The organism is Rhodoglobus galactosidasius, from assembly GCF_054957775.1.
This window is the reverse complement of the sequence record NZ_JBQIAV010000004.1, coordinates 276,458-293,060: the sequence shown is the minus strand read 5'-3', so window position 1 is coordinate 293,060 and position 16,603 is coordinate 276,458. Positions and strand designations below refer to the sequence as shown.

17 protein-coding genes, 1 pseudogene and 1 riboswitch are annotated in these 16,603 nt (G+C 59.7%); of the genes and pseudogenes, 10 read left to right on the top strand and 8 right to left on the bottom strand.

Annotation, left to right across the window (positions count from 1 at the left end; translation table 11 throughout):
* Window positions 1-59 precede the first annotated feature (59 nt).
* The 3 genes from ACTJJW_RS07590 to ACTJJW_RS07580 all read right to left on the bottom strand — a co-directional run bounded on the left by ACTJJW_RS07590 (window position 60) and on the right by ACTJJW_RS07580 (window position 3,179).
* A complete protein-coding gene (locus tag ACTJJW_RS07590) occupies window positions 60-791 on the bottom strand; it encodes a metal-dependent transcriptional regulator (RefSeq protein ID WP_462643521.1) in 732 nt (243 codons plus the stop codon).
* Between the two features lie 155 nt (window positions 792-946).
* Window positions 947-1,477, bottom strand: coding sequence for a hypothetical protein (locus ACTJJW_RS07585; protein ID WP_462643520.1), 531 nt, complete (start codon window positions 1,475-1,477; stop codon window positions 947-949).
* Window positions 1,478-1,712: 235 nt separating this feature from the next.
* Window positions 1,713-3,179 (bottom strand): cryptochrome/photolyase family protein, encoded by a 1,467-nt coding sequence (locus ACTJJW_RS07580; protein ID WP_462643519.1) that lies wholly within the window; start codon window positions 3,177-3,179, stop codon window positions 1,713-1,715.
* Between the two features lie 123 nt (window positions 3,180-3,302).
* On the opposite strand from ACTJJW_RS07580, the gene ACTJJW_RS07575 reads away from it, so the two are divergent.
* The 5 genes from ACTJJW_RS07575 (at window position 3,303) to ACTJJW_RS07555 (ending at window position 6,090) form a co-directional block, all read left to right on the top strand.
* Window positions 3,303-4,202, top strand: coding sequence for a mechanosensitive ion channel family protein (locus tag ACTJJW_RS07575; protein WP_462643518.1), 900 nt, complete (start codon window positions 3,303-3,305; stop codon window positions 4,200-4,202).
* 594 nt (window positions 4,203-4,796) lie between these two features.
* On the top strand, window positions 4,797-4,922 hold the full coding sequence (locus ACTJJW_RS07570; protein WP_462643517.1) for a VOC family protein: 126 nt from the start codon (window positions 4,797-4,799) through the stop codon (window positions 4,920-4,922).
* 15 nt (window positions 4,923-4,937) lie between these two features.
* Window positions 4,938-5,228 carry a VOC family protein gene (locus ACTJJW_RS07565; protein WP_462643516.1) on the top strand — a complete coding sequence of 97 codons (291 nt, stop codon included), beginning with the start codon at window positions 4,938-4,940 and terminating at the stop codon, window positions 5,226-5,228.
* Between the two features lie 314 nt (window positions 5,229-5,542).
* The gene (gene relB, locus ACTJJW_RS07560) at window positions 5,543-5,830 is read left to right on the top strand and encodes a type II toxin-antitoxin system RelB family antitoxin (protein WP_462643515.1); all 288 of its coding nucleotides are present in this window, start codon (window positions 5,543-5,545) and stop codon (window positions 5,828-5,830) included.
* Window positions 5,827-6,090: a type II toxin-antitoxin system RelE family toxin gene (locus ACTJJW_RS07555; protein ID WP_462643514.1), complete on the top strand. Its 264-nt coding sequence runs from the start codon at window positions 5,827-5,829 to the stop codon at window positions 6,088-6,090. The genes relB and ACTJJW_RS07555 overlap by 4 nt, the downstream gene beginning before the upstream one ends.
* 200 nt (window positions 6,091-6,290) lie before the next feature.
* On the opposite strand, the pseudogene ACTJJW_RS07550 reads toward ACTJJW_RS07555, so the two are convergent.
* Together ACTJJW_RS07550 and ACTJJW_RS07545 are read right to left on the bottom strand one after the other, a co-directional pair.
* Window positions 6,291-6,873: pseudogene (locus ACTJJW_RS07550) on the bottom strand (recombinase family protein).
* A gap of 558 nt (window positions 6,874-7,431) precedes the next feature.
* Entirely contained in the window at window positions 7,432-7,677 is a 246-nt protein-coding gene (locus tag ACTJJW_RS07545; RefSeq protein ID WP_462643513.1) for a hypothetical protein, read from the bottom strand.
* A gap of 623 nt (window positions 7,678-8,300) precedes the next feature.
* Here ACTJJW_RS07545 and acnA point away from each other — a divergent pair.
* The 4 genes from acnA (at window position 8,301) to ACTJJW_RS07525 (ending at window position 14,623) form a co-directional block, all read left to right on the top strand.
* On the top strand, window positions 8,301-11,090 hold the full coding sequence (gene acnA / locus ACTJJW_RS07540) for an aconitate hydratase AcnA (RefSeq protein WP_462643512.1): 2,790 nt from the start codon (window positions 8,301-8,303) through the stop codon (window positions 11,088-11,090).
* A 114-nt stretch (window positions 11,091-11,204) separates the two neighbouring features.
* A complete protein-coding gene (gene pdhA, locus ACTJJW_RS07535; RefSeq protein WP_462643511.1) occupies window positions 11,205-12,272 on the top strand; it encodes a pyruvate dehydrogenase (acetyl-transferring) E1 component subunit alpha in 1,068 nt (355 codons plus the stop codon).
* Entirely contained in the window at window positions 12,269-13,282 is a 1,014-nt protein-coding gene (locus ACTJJW_RS07530) for an alpha-ketoacid dehydrogenase subunit beta (RefSeq protein ID WP_462643510.1), read from the top strand. Before pdhA ends, ACTJJW_RS07530 begins: the two co-directional genes overlap by 4 nt.
* Before the next feature lie 9 nt (window positions 13,283-13,291).
* On the top strand, window positions 13,292-14,623 hold the full coding sequence (locus ACTJJW_RS07525; RefSeq protein ID WP_462643509.1) for a dihydrolipoamide acetyltransferase family protein: 1,332 nt from the start codon (window positions 13,292-13,294) through the stop codon (window positions 14,621-14,623).
* Between the two features lie 62 nt (window positions 14,624-14,685).
* On the opposite strand, the gene ACTJJW_RS07520 is transcribed toward ACTJJW_RS07525, so the two are convergent.
* The 3 genes from ACTJJW_RS07520 to ACTJJW_RS07510 all read right to left on the bottom strand — a co-directional run bounded on the left by ACTJJW_RS07520 (window position 14,686) and on the right by ACTJJW_RS07510 (window position 15,790).
* Window positions 14,686-14,994: a DUF2249 domain-containing protein gene (locus ACTJJW_RS07520; protein ID WP_462643508.1), complete on the bottom strand. Its 309-nt coding sequence runs from the start codon at window positions 14,992-14,994 to the stop codon at window positions 14,686-14,688.
* 87 nt (window positions 14,995-15,081) lie between these two features.
* On the bottom strand, window positions 15,082-15,441 hold the full coding sequence (locus ACTJJW_RS07515; RefSeq protein WP_462643507.1) for a cupin domain-containing protein: 360 nt from the start codon (window positions 15,439-15,441) through the stop codon (window positions 15,082-15,084).
* 25 nt (window positions 15,442-15,466) lie between these two features.
* Entirely contained in the window at window positions 15,467-15,790 is a 324-nt protein-coding gene (locus tag ACTJJW_RS07510) for a DMT family transporter (RefSeq protein WP_462643506.1), read from the bottom strand.
* 9 nt (window positions 15,791-15,799) lie between these two features.
* Window positions 15,800-15,864, bottom strand: a riboswitch (guanidine-III (ykkC-III) riboswitch).
* Window positions 15,865-16,016: 152 nt separating this feature from the next.
* On the opposite strand from ACTJJW_RS07510, the gene ACTJJW_RS07505 reads away from it, so the two are divergent.
* The gene (locus tag ACTJJW_RS07505) at window positions 16,017-16,592 is read left to right on the top strand and encodes a TetR/AcrR family transcriptional regulator (protein ID WP_462643505.1); all 576 of its coding nucleotides are present in this window, start codon (window positions 16,017-16,019) and stop codon (window positions 16,590-16,592) included.
* Window positions 16,593-16,603 lie beyond the last annotated feature (11 nt).

The following is a 16,603-nucleotide window of genomic DNA, read 5'->3' as shown; positions in this document are numbered from 1 at the left end:
TATCTCGAAGCGCTGTCAGTCGTTCGAGAACTCGCCCCGTCGCGGATGCCCGCAGAACGCTAGATTTTCGCCGTCTGGCCCATCGCGGTGCCGCCTGTCGCGGTGCCGTTCGTCACAGTGCCGCTCGAAACGTAGAGCGCATCGCTCGCACTGCGGCCCAGTGAAACGGAGGCGGCGTTCTCACCGACTTGCACGTCGAGCGCGTCAGAATAGGGTGCACCGGCGCTGATCTGGAGCGTCGCGGCAAACACAATTCCGCGCTCTTCGAAGAACTTGAGCAGGTCGGGGTCGTCGTCAGAGATGCGCTCAACCACCACGGTGCTGCCGGGGGAAACCCGGCTCAGCTGCACGGCATCCGGAATCGTCACGACGCCATCAGCGCTGGGGATCGGGTCACCGTGCGGGTCACGGGTGGGGTGCTCTAAGAACTCGTCAATGCGCTCGACCATGAAATCTGACACCGCATGTTCGAGGTTCTCGGCCTCATCGTGCACCTGGTCCCAGCCGTAGCCGAGCACGCTCACCAGGAATGACTCGATGAGGCGGTGGCGGCGGACCATGGCCACAGCATGAGCGCGGCCAATGTCGGTGAGTGCGATGGAGCCGTAACGCGCATGGTCAAGGAAGCCCTGATCGGTGAGGCGGCGCACGGCATCCGAAACGCTAGAAAGGGTGAAGCCGGTCTTCTCGGCGATCACCGTCGCGGTGACGGGGGCATCTGACCATTCCGAGAGACCCCAGACAGCCTTCAGATAGTTCTGGGTGCTGACAGAAAGTTCTGTGACCGACATGCGCCAAGTCTAGAGCCGAAGATTCAACTACGGCTAGACGTAGTTGAGGTGCTACTGGCCTGCGCTCTGCCCAATTCTGCCCAATAGTGCAGCACCCGTTAACACACAGCGCCCCCACCCTCGCGAAAGGGTAGGGGCGCGAGAGAGCGAAAGTGTTAGTTGAACATTCCGGCGAGATCAAGGTCACCGGCGATGTCGTCGAGGATGTCGTCAACGTCGACCGAGTCGGTCACGTCGGTTGCAACATCAGTCGCATTGTCTACGACGTCGGTAGCCTGCGTTGCGTTGTCTACAACGTCAGACACGTTGGTGCCGTTGGCGACGTCACTCACGTTGGCGGAGTCACTGATGTTGCCCGCTGCGGTGTCGTTGCCCGAAGCGACTGGTGCGTTTACTTCATTGCCGGATGCGATCGCATTACCGCTGAGGAGGTCACCATTCAGGATGCCGCCACCGAGGATGTCGCCACCGAGTGCGTCGCTGCGGAGCAGGTCAACATCGCCGACCTGAGGCGCAACGAGTACCGGGATATCGGCGCTGGTGGAGGTGGAGGAGGAGGCTGCCTTCGTTGAAATGTCGCTGTCGGCAGTTGTTGCGGCCATGGCGGGAGCAGCTGCTCCGACAGCGATCAGTGCTACTGCTGTAGCGGTTGCACCGATCGTGGTCTTCTTCGTGAATGCGTTCATTGCTGAACTCCTTCTTACGTTGGTGGCCCCTGTCCGGACCGTTTGGCTCGAGGCTTTCCCGAACTGCAATGAGTATTTCGGAGCGAGTCTGTGAGTGGTTTGACCGGTGCCAAAATCAGGTCCAAATCGCACGAATTGAGGCGCCGAGGCCGCCCCTTGGGGTGTCCCGTTGCCCCTGTTCCCGGGGCGCTATTGGCGAGGCTGAGCATCCTCTGGGCAGTGTCTGGCCGAACGCCTAGTCGGATGCCGCAGCGGCTTTCACGGCGCTGTAGGCCCCGAGTGCTTCCCGGCGGGTTTCGGCGAGATCGACGATCGGGTCGGGGTAGTCGGCGGTGCCGAGTTCCGGAATCCAGCGGGCAACATATTCGCCCGTGGGGTCAAATTTTTTCTGTTGCAGTACAGGGTTGAAGACACGAAAGTAGGGAGCGGCATCCGCACCAGATCCGGCTACCCACTGCCAGTTGGCGGGGTTGCTGGCATCGTCGGCGTCGACGAGGGTATCCCAGAACCATTGTTCGCCTGCGCGCCAGTCGATGAGCAGGTTCTTGATGAGGAAGCTCGCGACGACCATGCGCACGCGGTTGTGCATGGTGCCGGTGTGCCACAGTTCGCGCATGCCGGCATCGACGAGGGGGACGCCGGTGCGGCCGCGACGCCAGGCTTCGACCTCGGCGACTCCTGCAGGTTCGTCGACGGCACCGATCTGGTCGACCGTGTACCCCCAGAGGAAGGCGTCGAAGGCGGTCCGGTAGTTGTTGATAGCGAGACGCGGGTTGTCGAAGAGTTGGGTGGCCGAGAATTCTCGCCAGCCGATTTCGCTCAAGAATTTGGCAACGTTTTTTCCCGCCGCTGTAGGCACGCTTGTCGCGCCCAAGCCGCGCAGCCGATGCCAGATTTGGGTGGGGCTTATCTCGCCAAAGCGCAGGTGCGGGCTGAGGCCGCTGGTGGCGTCGACGGCGGGTTCGTCGCGGCGGTGGTAGTCGGCGAGGCGTTCCGCGACGAAGCTCTCGAGGCGGTCAATGGCCCCGGTTTCGCCGGGAGTCCAAGTCTCGCGCAAACCAGCAGCCCAGTCGGGGCGGGTCGGCAGCAGATTCCAGTCGGCGAGGTTGTCGCTGGGTATCGCGCTGGGGTTGTTGCTTGATTCATCGCGGTCGGAGGAGGTCTCTGCCCAGCTCAGTTCGCCGGATTCTGGTGGCGGCAGCAGCTCACGCACGGGGCGCTCTTGCGCAGCCCGCCAGTACGGAGTGAACACCCGATACGGTTCGCCCTGCCCGTTGCGAATCTGCCACGGCTCATTCAGCAGATTGCCCTGATGGCTTTCGACGGTGAGGCCTCGTTCGCGCAGGCTCGACTTGAGCTCGGCATCGATGTCGCGGGCTGCCGTGTAGCGGCGGTTCCAGTGCACGGAGGCGGCGTCGAGCTCATCGATCAGCTCAGGCAGCACGCGCGCGGCGGGGCCGCTGCGCAGAGTCAGGTGCCCACCCAGTTTCTGCAGGGCGGCATCCAGGGCAGTGATGCTGTGGTGCAGCCACCACTTGCTTGCCGAACCCAGCGGACGGATGTCGTCGCTGGTTTCATCGTGAATGTACACAACAACGAGTGGTCGATCTTCGCTCGCGGCGGCCGTCAGCGCGGGGTTGTCGGCTAGTCGCAGGTCGTTGCGCAACCACACGATGGAGGGCCGGTTCTCGCTTCTGCTCACGTCACTATTCTACGTTTCGTGAGCGATTCTAGCTGGGGTGTTTGGGCGGAGTGAGACGCGTAGACTCACGCAGAAGACTCAGTGTCGTGGAAGATCTCGACACGAGACAGAGGGGACTGGGCCATGAGGGAGTTTGGTTTTCGGCGCGAGCCGGTCGATTTCACCGATGTGATTGACCGGGTGCAGAACATCTTCTCGTCACTTTTTCTTGCCCTTCCTAATATGGTTCTCGGAATTGCGGCGTTTCTCCTTTTCTGGGCAATCTCATGGCTGGTGGCGAAGCTCGTCGGGTTGGCTGTTCGGCGTGCGGGAAGGCCGAGGGGGCTGCAGGTGGTGCTGAGCCGTCTTGTCGGTTGGGGCATTCTTGCCTTTGGATTGTTAGTTGCCCTCACGGTGATTTTTCCCACGATTACGCCGGCGTCGTTGTTCGGCACGCTGGGTGTTGGCGGCATTGTGATTGGTTTCGCTTTTCGCGACATTTTTCAGAATCTGCTCTCCGGAATCCTGATTCTGTTTACGCGACCGTTTCGGATTGGCGACCAGATCGTCTCGAACGATCACGAGGGCGAGGTCGTGGATATTTTGGTGCGCGCCACGCTGGTGCGCACGTATGACAACCGTCAGGTGGTCATCCCGAACAGCGAGCTTTACACCAAACGTGTGGTCGTGAATACGGCGTACACCACGCGGCGGCTCAGTGTCGAAGTTGGGATCGGCTATGACGAAAGCATCGCTGAGGCCCGCATTGTCATCCTTAAGGCAATCGCTGCATTGCCGGGTATCGTCACCGAGCCCGCGCCTACGATTTTGGTGAATTCGCTTGGCGATTTCAGCGTCATTCTTGAGGTGCGTTTTTGGATTAGTCCACCGGATCGTCGCGAAGCGGTTGAGGCACAAGATCAGGTTCTTGAGGCGATCAAGCGATCCTTGACCGCAGCGGGAATTGAGATGCCGTTCCCTATCCAGCAGCTAAAGATCGAGACGGGGGCGGATCGCGCAGAAAGCAAAGCGGGCGAGAAGTAAGTGCACAGCCTAGGTCGTCGGCTGGAGAAAAATTTGCGCTGGCGGTCGAACGGTTAACGAGTTAGAGGGTCGGTTTCAGAGGCATGAAACCGACCCTCTCCCTTGCACCAAGAGTGTCCTGCAATCACATTCCGCAGTAGCTGCCACAGCAAGCAACTTCTGCTCTATGAATGTATAACGGAAAGATAACGCTGTCTAGTTACCGTTCCGTTATTTTTCGAAATTTTCCAAAAATCATCTTTACTGTCCTCTGACACCTAACTTGTCCGCGTTGACACATTCGTGTCCGTTGACAGGTAACTTGTCCGCGCTCCAGGCGTCCATTGCCCCCTCCGAGTTCGCCAATTGCCGCGTAGCTCGCTAGCTCGGACCTTGTCTGTCCAACCTCATTCGACTCACACAACACCAAGGCGACACCACCGAGCTCGTGCATATAACGCCCGTTCATCGGGCTTAATGTCGGGCGGGTCAAACGCACGACCGAAGGGCTGTAGACGTGGAGGCACCAATGCCGACTCAGGATTGTCCGCTGATCGTCCGGCTTACGGACAAGTGCCAACTGTCGTCGTCGGCAGCTCCTGTCATACTGGCGTCATGGATCAACGCGTGCATTTTTTCACTCTCGCTACCAAAGACCTCAATGCCGCCCGGAGGTTCTATCGGGATGGTCTTGGCTGGTCACCCCTTGCCGATGTTCCGGGGGAGATCTTGTTCTTCTAGGTCGCGCCCGGTCTGATGCTCGGGCTCTTTGATGCTGAAAAGTTTGACGAAGATCTTCTTCGCGATCGTTCCACAATGGGAGTTTCTGGAGTAACCCTTTCCCACAACGTGTCTAGTCGCGACGACGTACTGAGCACGATTGGCGAGATGGAAGCGGCGGGAGGTACCGTGCTCAAATCGGCGCAGGAAGGTGCGTTCGGGGGAATCTTCCACGGTCACGTGGTCGACCCAAATGGTGTCATCTGGGAGGTTGCGCACAATCCTGGCTGGAGTATCAGCGACGACGGAGCGGTGAGTTTCGGCTGAAATTTGGTCCAAATCACAGTTTCGCGGGCACCTGGAATCCGACTGGTGATCGTCCGGCTTGCGGGTGTCCAGTCAGGCGTAAATGTCCGAACTGTTGGGTCCGAAGTGGCTTAGTAGCGCCATCAGGGTTCCGCCCGCGGGCACGGTGATAGGCGAATCGGAGCAGTACCCTTCGGTCTGAGAAAGAGGCAAACTAGATCGCCACCGGCTCTGGGTTGCCCGCAGCAAATAGCCGTTTGGCGGCCGCAACGCACCGCGCAGAGGAAATATAGGAGTGCCACCGCGTTCCCGTTTACATCGCATACAATGTTTACATGAATTCTACGGCACCACTTGGGCGGCCCATCTCAGTGCGGCTCCCCGAAGACCTGCGCGAGCGCGTCGAGGCGCTCGCCAAAGCGACCCGACGCAGCCAGGGTGATGTCGTGCGCGAAGTATTGGAACGCGACCTACCAGAACTGGAATGGGAGCAGCGCATCATCGCCCGCGCTGCGGATCTTCGATCAGGTCGGGTGAAGGCCACACCGCTTGCTGTGGTCGAGCGCGAGCTGGGGCTCAGCGATACCCCGGTCGACGCCAGCATCTTGAATGAGATCGAGTGAATTGGGAAATCGATCTTTCGCCCGACGCGGTGAAGTGGCTTCGGAAAGCTGATCCCCAGACCGCTAGCCGTATCAGTGCCGCACTTCGAGCAATCACGACCCTCGATAGCCCCCGGAACCGGGGCAAAGCTCTCACCGGAGGCCTAGCGGGCCTGTGGAGATATCGCGTCGGTGATTACCGGGTTGTCTGTGACCTTCAAGACGCCCGCCTGGTCGTTTTGGTGATCGATATTGATCATCGCAGCAGCATCTATGAATGAGCAGAGGGTCTGCTGCAACACCAACAATCCAATCGGTTGCCAAATTTGGGGGCGGGTCATCCGACTCCAGTCGGACCTGTAGAGCATTCCCAAGGCAGGCGGCAAGGTCGGCCATCGGAATGTTCTCCTCGGATCCGAAGCTCTGGCTGTCCCGTTGCAGGGTCGTTTGGCTCGGCAACGGGAGCCGACAGATGTGTTCCTTAGTGTTCGAGGGGTTGTCGTTGAACCGTGCGGTACACGGTGGAGCGAGCGACGTTGAACAGCTCAGCGAGCTCGCTCGTGGAATGGGATACCCGCGCGGTGGACTTCCATCAAGTGGCGTTGCTGGGCGACCGATAGTTTGGGTTGCTTGCCACGCAGGTGACCTTTAGCTTTAGCCACTTGCATGCCCTCGCGCGTTCGAGCGCGGATGAGATCGGATTCGAACTCTGCCACCATTGCCAGGACATTGAATAGAAGTCGCCCAATCGGGTCGCTCGGGTCATGAACCGATCCGCCGATGCTGAGCTTGACGCCTTTGACGGTAAGTTCGTCCACGATATCTTTCGCCTCCCGAAGGGAACGGGCTAGACGGTCAAGTTTGGCAACGACCTACGTGTCACCGTTCCTGCAGGCGGCCAACGCTTCTCGCAGGCCGGGTCGTGCCCGGTTAGTGCCGGTGAGTCCGTGGTCGGTGTAGATCAGAGTCGATCTGACGCCGAGGGCTTCCAAGGCGTTTCGTTGGGCGGTGAGATCTTGCTCGTTTGTGGATACGTGAGCGTATCCGATCAGATATTCATTCATACCGGAACGGTGCGCTTCAGCCGATGGAGCGGTCAAGAACAATCCCGTAAGCGGCCCCAGCCGGGCACGCCTCGCGCACCCGGGAAACCGTCAGATGGCCCCGCCGCAAGGACCGAAATACCGGCCGCTGATCGCCCGGCTTGCGGGCGCTCGTGGAGGGTGAAAACCGACACCAGTGGAGTCAGTCAAGTCGACAGCAGTTCCGGCCGAAAGGGGGCAAGGTCTGAGCCTTGAAACAAGAGAAGGCTGACGCACGACTTGCGCGCTACATCATCATCGGTTTCGTTGTCGTTCTGCTAGCCGGGGTCGTACTGGGCGTGGTGGTTTCCTCGATCGGGGTCGCCAGCGGCTGCCAGATCGTCTTCAGCGGCCAAGCCTGCCGGCGAAGTGATCCTGCGAAACTCGTCGTGTCAGGAGATCTCTCGGAATGGCCACCGACTGTAGTCCGCCACGGGAGCTGTCATTCTCGCTTTGGCGAAGAAGATAGTGGCGGGTCGCCATTGGTGAGATTATGCGATGATTCCCGAATATCGAGTGGTCTCTCTCGCGCCGTGTTGGTCAGGCGAACTTCGGGTCGTCTTGGTCGTCGGCCATTGCGAGGTATCCAGAGAGGCGTGCAATGAAGTCATCGTCTGGCCGGTAAGTCACATCGGCGCTGCTCTTCTCGTACTCCCCCTGCAACTCGGTGATGGCGTCATCGATCTCAAGCACCGCTAGAGCGTTCGTCTGCGCGGCGTCGAGGCCGACTAGGTATCCGATCGCGCGATCGATATCTGCGGCGCCCCCGAAGGAATAGTCGGCCATGTGTGTCACTCCAGTTGCTTGAGATTACGCGGATTTACGCATTGACTGCGCTGAGGCAAGAATACCGAAAGATCTGCCGGGTCGAGTAAGCGCGCATGGAGGCATCCACACAGTCCGTCAAGAAGCTATTGACTTTCGCTGTGGCTGGATGCTCATCCAGCGAGTCAAGTGAATTCAGAAACGTCAGCACTACAAAGTGCTCCGTTCCCCTCTTGGCGTTCCCCTGCGGGCACCTGAGATCAAGGTTCAGTGCCTCGAACATCCCACCGGGAACCTCGGAAATCAGGGCCACATCTACCCTGGTCTCCGATATGGACAAGATGAATGGCACGGACTGCCCATCAGTAGATTGCCTGTGGTGCCACGCAGTCCCGACATTGCCGTGATCCCGACGGACAACTCGCCTGTCAAACGGACAAGTTAGGTGGCAAGGGACATTTACGGGGCATAATCGGCCGCAGCTGTCATCGTTGCGACGGCGACTAGCCCTGTCGCATCCCCGGGGTCTTGCGCCGCTTCGGTGGTAAAGATCGACCGTTCGTTGACACCTGACAAGCGCAGGGTAACTATGGAGTTAATTGATCCTCGTTCTTAAGCCCGGCGAAAGCCGCTGGAGGTTAGTCATGACGGATTCATTCGGTGCTCGCGCTACACTCACGGTGGGCGATTCAGTCTACGAGATTTACCGGCTCGACGCTGTGGAAGGCTCGTCGCGATTGCCGTACAGCCTCAAGGTGCTTCTGGAGAACCTGCTGCGCAATGAGGATGGCAGGCTGGTCACAGCCGACCAGATTCAGGCTATCGCGCACTGGGATCCTGCGGCCGAGCACGGCGCCGAGATTCAGTACACGCCCGCCCGCGTGTTGCTCCAAGACTTTACTGGCGTGCCCTGCGTGGTCGATCTGGTTGCGATGCGTGATGCGATGGTCTCGTTCGGTGGCGATCCGCAGAGAATTAATCCCCTCATCCCCTCCGAGCTCGTGATCGATCATTCGGTGATCGTTGACGCCTTCGGTACTCCAAGCGCTTTTGAGATCAATGCTGATCTCGAATTTCAGCGCAATCAAGAGCGCTACCAATTGTTGCGGTGGGCGCAGCAGGCGTTCGACGACTTTCTGGTTGTTCCACCCGATACCGGTATCTGCCACCAGGTCAACCTCGAGTATTTGTCTCGAGTTGTTTTCACGAGGGAATGCGATGGTGCCACTCAGGCGTATCCCGACACCTTGGTGGGCACCGACTCGCACACACCGATGGTCAATGGTCTCGGAGTGCTCGGCTGGGGTGTGGGCGGCATCGAAGCGGAAGCCGCCATGCTGGGCCAGCCGATGAGCATGCTCGTTCCACCGGTGGTTGGCTTCAAGCTCAGCGGTGAGCTGCGGGAGGGCGTGACGGCGACAGATATGGTGCTGACCGTTGCCCAGATGCTCCGACAGACCGGTGTCGTGGGCAAGTTCGTCGAATTCTATGGGCCAGGTGTTCCTAACGTTCCACTGGCCAACCGCGCAACTTTGGGAAATATGAGCCCGGAATATGGGTCGACGTGTGCGATCTTCCCGATCGATGAGGTAACGCTCGATTACCTGCGTCAGACTGCCCGACCAGAAAAGCAGGTGCGTCTGGTCGAGGCCTACGCCAAGGAGCAGGGGCTCTGGCACGATCCGGATCACGAAGCAGAATACTCGCTCACGGTCGAGCTCAATCTGAGCAAGGTGGAGCCATCCATCGCCGGTCCAAAGCGCCCGCAGGATCGCATTCCGCTGGCCAATGCCCGAAGCATCGTGGGTGAGATCCTGGTTGAAGGCTTCCGTGCCCCTGAAGAACTCACCGGCCTCGATCAGGCCTCAGCTGAATCCTTCCCCGCCAGTGACCCCATAGAGTTCGACAAGCTCGGCCATGGGCCGAAGCCGGTAGATTGGTCGCAACCTGTTCCGGACGGCGAGTGGCCGTCGAATCCCGCAAGCATCAGTCTCCCCGATGGCAGGCACACGAGCGTAGATAACGGTCATGTTGTCATCGCCGCGATCACCTCGTGCACGAACACCTCCAACCCTTCCGTGATGATCGGAGCGGGGCTGATGGCTAAGAAGGCTGTGGAGCGTGGCTTGAGCTCCCAGCCCTGGGTCAAAACTTCGCTCGCCCCGGGTTCGCGGGTGGTCACCGACTATTACGACCGGGCCGGGCTCACGCCGTACCTCAATCAACTCGGTTTCGACCTTGTCGGTTACGGTTGCACGACCTGCATCGGCAACTCCGGCCCGCTCCTTCCCGCTGTGAGTAAAGCGGTAGCCGATCACAACCTCACGGTGGCCTCGGTGCTCAGCGGCAACCGTAACTTCGAGGGTCGGATCCATGCTGAAACCGAAATGAACTTTCTTGCTTCGCCGCCGCTCGTCATCGCCTATGCGCTGGCCGGAACAATGAACATCGACCTGCTCAGCGACCCACTGGGGCACGATGAGTCGGGCGTCCCGGTCTACCTTCGCGATATTTGGCCCAGCACTCAGGAGGTTGAGAAAGTGATCGGTGAAGTAATCGAGGCAGAGATGTTTGCCGACGGATATGCGAATGTCTTTGACGGCGATGCGAATTGGCGCAGCCTCGAGATTCCGTCGAGCGAAATTTTTGCCTGGGACGAGACCTCAACCTACGTGCGTCGCGCGCCCTACTTCGAAGGGATGCCGCGCGCCCCTGAACCGCTGCAAGACATTTCGGGCGCTCGTGTGCTGGCGCTGCTGGGAGACTCGGTCACGACTGACCACATCTCACCCGCGGGTTCCATTAAACGTGACTCGCCAGCAGGCCGCTACCTGACAGACCACGGCGTCGCCTTCGGGGATTTCAACTCCTACGGGTCGAGGCGAGGAAACCATGAGGTGATGATCCGTGGTACATTCGCCAACATTCGCCTTCGTAATCAGCTTGTGCCGGGCGTTGAAGGAGGCTTCACCCGTCACCTCCCTGGCGACGAACAGATGAGCATCTTTGATGCCTCCAAGGATTACGCTGCGGATGGCGTACCCCTGATCGTCATCGCCGGCGCAGAGTACGGCTCCGGTTCTTCGCGGGACTGGGCTGCAAAAGGCACACTCCTCCTTGGAGTTAAAGCCGTGCTGGCCGAATCGTTCGAACGGATCCACCGCTCGAACCTGATCGGTATGGGGGTTCTCCCGCTGCAGTTTGTCGACGGAGAGTCAGCCACCTCGCTCGCGCTGACCGGCGAAGAGGTCTACTCGATCTCGGGTCTCGAAGGAGCGGAAGAGATTCCGAAACACGTGATGGTGACTGTCGAGCACGAAGGCGAGACGCGGCAGATCGAGACGATTGTGCGAATCGACACACCAGCGGAGGCGTCGTACTTCGAGCACGGCGGCATCCTTCAGTATGTGCTTCGTCAACTCCTCGCGAGCTGACGCGGCGCTTTCACTTCCGCAGCTGGTCAGGTGTCGTCTGTCGAATTCAAGACAGCCCCTTCCCAGCGAAGCGGAATAGATTAGATCACGCATCTCGTTGAAAGTGAGACTGTCATGGCGACCACAAGTCGGACCAAGAAAAAGTCTGCCAGCAGTGGCCAAGCGGCCACGGAGCTTCGCAGCTATTACAAGAAAATGTCGCTAGTACGCGCTTTCGAATTGCGCGCGAACGAAATGTATGCGCGAGCCAAGATCGGCGGCTACTGCCACCTGAATCTGGGTGAGGAAGCCACTGTCGTCGGTTTGACCGCCGCACTCGACGATCGCGACTATCTCTTCACTACTTACCGTGATCATGGATACGCCATCATGCGCGGCATGGAGCCTTCTGCGGTGATGGCCGAACTCTTCGGCAAATCGACCGGTGTCGTTGGCGGCTGGGGCGGTTCGATGCACATGTTCGACATGGGCAAGCGGATGCTCGGCGGCTACGGGATTGTCGGCGGACAGATTCCTCCAGCAACGGGAGCGGCGCTAGCGATCAACTATCGCAGCAAAGCTGGCCCCAAGGCCGAGGCTGTCATGTGCCTGCTCGGTGACGGCACCACCAACATCGGAGCCTTCCATGAGTCGCTCAACCTGGCCGGGTTGTGGAATCTGCCGATCGTCTACGTGATCGTGAACAACCGGCTCGGGATGGGTACGCCTGTTGAGGGTGCATCCGCCGAACCCAATCTCTACAAGCGTGGCAGCGCCTACCGAATTGAAGGCACTCGAGTGGATGGCGATGATCCGATCGCGGTTCGTGACGCCGCTCGTGCAGCTCTGAAGAAAGCGCGCGAAGAACGTCGACCCGCACTACTCGAGTTGATGAGTTACCGCCTCAAGGGGCATTCGGTGGTCGACCCGGCGCGTTACCGTTCAAAGGAAGACACCGACGAGGCGAAGGGCAATGACCCGGTACCCGCATTCCGCGCAAAGCTCATCGCAGATGGGGTACTTACTGAGAAGGATGCGGATGCCATTGATGACGATGCAGACAAGGTCGTGACCGAGGCGGTCGCTTTTGCCGACGAAAGCCCCGACCCTTCAGTCGATGAATTGTTCGACAAGGTGTACGCGAGTCCTGTAGCAAACGCCTCGACGCGGCTGCCCGCCGAACCTGCGGTGGTTCTCTCATGACCGCCAACGAACCCAAATCTCGCATCATCACCTACCGGCAGGCCCTCAACGAGACTCTGCGCGCTGAACTAGAGCGCGATGAGAATGTCTTCCTCATTGGTGAAGAGATCGGTGTCTTTCAGGGCTCGTACAAGATCACTGCCGGGCTGCTCGAAGACTTCGGTCCCAAGCGAGTGCTCGACACTCCGATCTCTGAAGAGGGCTTCGTGGGCGCCGCGATCGGTTCGGCGATGCTCGGCCTTCGGCCGGTCGTTGAGATCATGACACTCAACTTCAGCCTGATAGCGATCGATCAGATTGTGAATCATGCGGCCAAGATGCACGCCATGTTTGGCGGACAGGTCAAGGTTCCCCTCGTCATCCGCTTCCCCGGAGGTGGTGGTCAGCAGTTGGCGGCTACCCACTCCCAAAACCTCGAAGTCTGGTACGCCCATATCCCGGGGTTGAAGGTGCTGGCACCATCGACACCCGCCGAGGCGAAGTCGATGCTCACGGCCGCAATCCGCGACGACGACCCAGTGATCTTCCTCGAAAACCTAGCGCTCTATAACGTCAAGGGCGAGGTTCCGGATGGCGAACAGGTCGCCGAGATTGGCAAAGCCGCCGTCGTAAAGACCGGCACTGACCTGACTGTCGTCAGCTACTCGCGCGGAATGGTGACGGCCCTGCAGGTGGCAGAAGAGTTCGAGCAGGAGGGTGTGTCGATCGAAGTTGTTGACCTTCGCAGCCTGCGACCGCTAGACCGCGACACCATCTGCGCTTCCGTGCGCAAGACGAGCCGGGCTGTCATCTTCGAAGACGACATGCTCAGCTATGGAATCGGGGCCGAAATCTCGGCCACCATCGGCGAGGGCGCCTTCGACTATTTGGATGCTCCGGTGCGTCGGGTAGCAGCATCCGAAGTCCCGCTGCCCTATTCCAAGCCGCTGGAGACCGCGGCCATGCCGCACGCGGCAGACCTCTCCCGCGTCATTCGGGAAACCCTCGACGCCACACGGTTTAAGAAGTAGGAGGCAATCATGTCTGAAGTGACGATGCCCAGGCTCTCCGACACCATGGAGGAGGGCGAGCTTGCAAAATGGGTGAAGCAGGTTGGCGACGTGGTGGAGAAGGGCGACGTGATCGCCGAGATCGAGACCGATAAAGCCACCATGGATCTGGAGGCATTCGAGAGTGGCGTGCTGCAGAAGCACCTCGTCGAGGAGGGCACAATGGTGCCGATTGGTCAGCCTGTTGCCGTGATTGGCGACGGTGCACCCAGCGAGACTGAATCCGAGCTGGAGCCGGACGCAAAACCCGACGCAGCTTCGGATGACGAGCCTGGGGCAGAGCCGGACGTCGAGCCGGACGTGGAGCCCGGTGCAGAATCCGAACCGGAGACGGAGACGGAGACGGAGACGGAACCGGAACCGGAGTCCGAGACCGCCGAAGCCTCATCATCCACTGCCGACAAGTTGCGGATGTCGCCGCTGGCTCGCAAACTGGCACACGACAACGACCTCGACCTAGATTCGCTCACCGGTAGTGGCCCTAACGGCCGCATCATCCGGGCCGATGTCGACGCCGCGATCAGTGCTCTGAAGGACTCAGGATCTGCCGCCGAGAAGCCGGAGAAGTCATCCGGTGCCAGTGCCAGTGCCAGTTCCAACTCCACCGGTGCCGACGCTGATGCCGAAGTCATCCCGCTCAACAAGATCCGCAAAGTTACTGCCAAGCGGCTCACGACGAGTCAAGAGATTCCGCACTTCTTCCTCACCAATGTGGTGGAAGTTGACCGTTTGATCGCTTTGCGCGCCGAGGTCAACAACAGGCTCGCTGAGCAGGGGATCAAGGTGAGCCTCAACGATTTCATTGTGAAGGCTGTTGCGATCGCGCTGCGTCAGCACCCGGAAGCGAACTCGTCGTTCAACGGCGACTCTCTACTGCGGCACCGACGGGTCAATGTGGGCATTGCTGTGGCCACTGATGCCGGTCTGCTAGTTCCGGTGGTCGCCGATGCTGACCGCAAGACTCTCAGCGAGATTGGCGCAGAAGTTGTGGCGCTCGCGGGCAAGGCACGCGATGGCAAGCTGAAGCTGGAGGAGATGTCGGGGGGAACGTTCTCGGTGAGCAACCTCGGAATGTTCGGAATCGATGAGTTCACGGCGATGCTCAATCCGCCAGAAGCGGGAATCCTTGCTGTCGGGGCTGCGAGCCCAGAACCACAGCTGCGAGATGGCGAGCTGGTCGAAGTTCAGAAGATGAAAATCACGCTCACGGTCGACCACCGTGCGTTGGATGGCGCGACCGCTGCCGCGTTCTTGCGCGACCTGAAGGGCATCCTCGAGCAGCCGCTGCTCATCCTCGTCTGAGAATGAGGGCGTCACGACTGAGGTTGTGACGCCCTGCGATTCCCGACGCTGTGCGGTAGTGATTACGCCCGAGTGAAGCGTACTTTCCACTCGTCTGGTCCGTCAGCCACATACGTGACGGTGAAATTGCCCGGCTGCTTTTCATCAAGCTGAGCAAGCAGTGGGAGAGGGTTGTGGTCAGCAACGATATCGAGGCTGAAGCCAGGAGCGATGGAGCCCAGCGCACCAAAGATGGTGGCGTGACGAATCGCGTGGGGAATTGGGCGAACATCCAATACAATCTCGGAGGTGTTTTCGTGACCGCACGCACAACCACTAGCTTTGGTTGCAGCGGCGTCGGGGGTCTTTAGTTCAATAGGTTCAACAGCCATAACTTCACCATAGACCTCCCTCGACGCTGGTGCATCCTGGATGAAGGAACCGGCTGCGTGAACCGCTTGCGTTCCGAAAATCGTCGGTCAATCAGCCAGAATTTGCCCGGGCGGATACGGGCGCTTAGCGACACTCATGAGCACGGCAGAGTCTTCGAGTGCTTCGAAGCTGTGGCGCTCGTGGGGCACAATCAGCAGACTGCCAGCGCGCGCCTTCCAGACATCATCACCAATCCGAAGTTGGATGCGGCCTTGGAGCACGTAGACGGTGGCGTCGTCGTGATTGTCGTGCTCACCCAGACTCGCACCCTTGAGCATCCCGATCACCGTTTGGCGCAGCGACTTCTCGTGGCCGCCATACACCGTGTGTGCTGCCCGCCCGCCTCCGGCTTCAGTGGCAGCGTGGAGCTGCTGGAGTGCGAGAGCCTTGATCGAAATCTTGGTCATGCCGATAGTGTACGGTCGACCGCCGCTAGCTCGGTGAGTCAACCAGTTTGAGCCCGACAATGCATCCGATCAGTCCCACAATCAACAAGACCTTGACCCAGGACACAGGTTCGCCGCCGAACACCATGGTGTAAGTCACGGTGAGCGCAGCGCCGATGCCCACCCAAATTGCGTACGCCGTACCAATGGGGATCTCGCGCATTGCCAGCGCGAGCCCGCCCATGCTCACGACAATGGCGACACCGAATATGATGCTCGGCCATAGTTTCGTGAAGCCCTCAGATTTGCCGAGGGCAGTGGCCCAGACGGCTTCGAGCACGCCAGAAAGAATCAGAATTAGCCAGTACACAACAGTCTCCTTGGCCAGTCTTGTCGCGTACCCGGTACTGATCCGTCGTCGGGAGCCGACTATTGCGGCTACCTCTTCACATTATCAAAACGGAGGGCGTTGGCGGGGCTGCTGACAATCCACCTGAACCGTATGGCTCGAGGATCCGCCGGTGAGCGAGGCCACGCTAGAATTTTGCCGAGCGAAGGTGACATTCTCGCACCAGCAAGCCCAAGAAGGTAGGTCTATGATGAATGCCGTTCCGGTGGCTCGCGTGGATGCGGAACGCAATCGCCGCATGCTTCTCGATGCTGCCGCCAGTGCCCTCGCGCTCGATTCTGACGCGACTCTGGGCGATGTTGCGCGCCGTGCCGGATTAGCGAGAGCAACTCTGTACCGCCACTTCAGCAGTCGCGAGAGTCTGCTTGATGCGCTACGCGATGACGCTGTGGAGTGTGCCAGAGAAGTCGTTGCTGGAGTGCAGGTCGGTGACGGAACGGCTTTGGAAGCGCTCCGTAGGGTCGTGGCGGGCATCGTCTCATTGGGTGCGCGGTTTCGGCCGCTACTTCTTGAGGGTGCGGCTCAGGATCCCGAATTCTTGCGGCGACGCGAAGAAGCGTTCATGCCGCTTGCGGTGATCGTTCAGCGTGGGCAACGCGCCGGCCAGATCAGGACTGACGTTTCGGTGCTGTGGATTGTCACGGCGTTGATGGCTCTGCTGGCGGCAGCGGTGCGCATGGACGTGAATCTTTCCGAGGAAGAAATTGTCGAGCTTGTGTTCGGGACCCTCTCTTGCGGCATTCAGGGAACTCACAGCGCATAAAACTAGACACC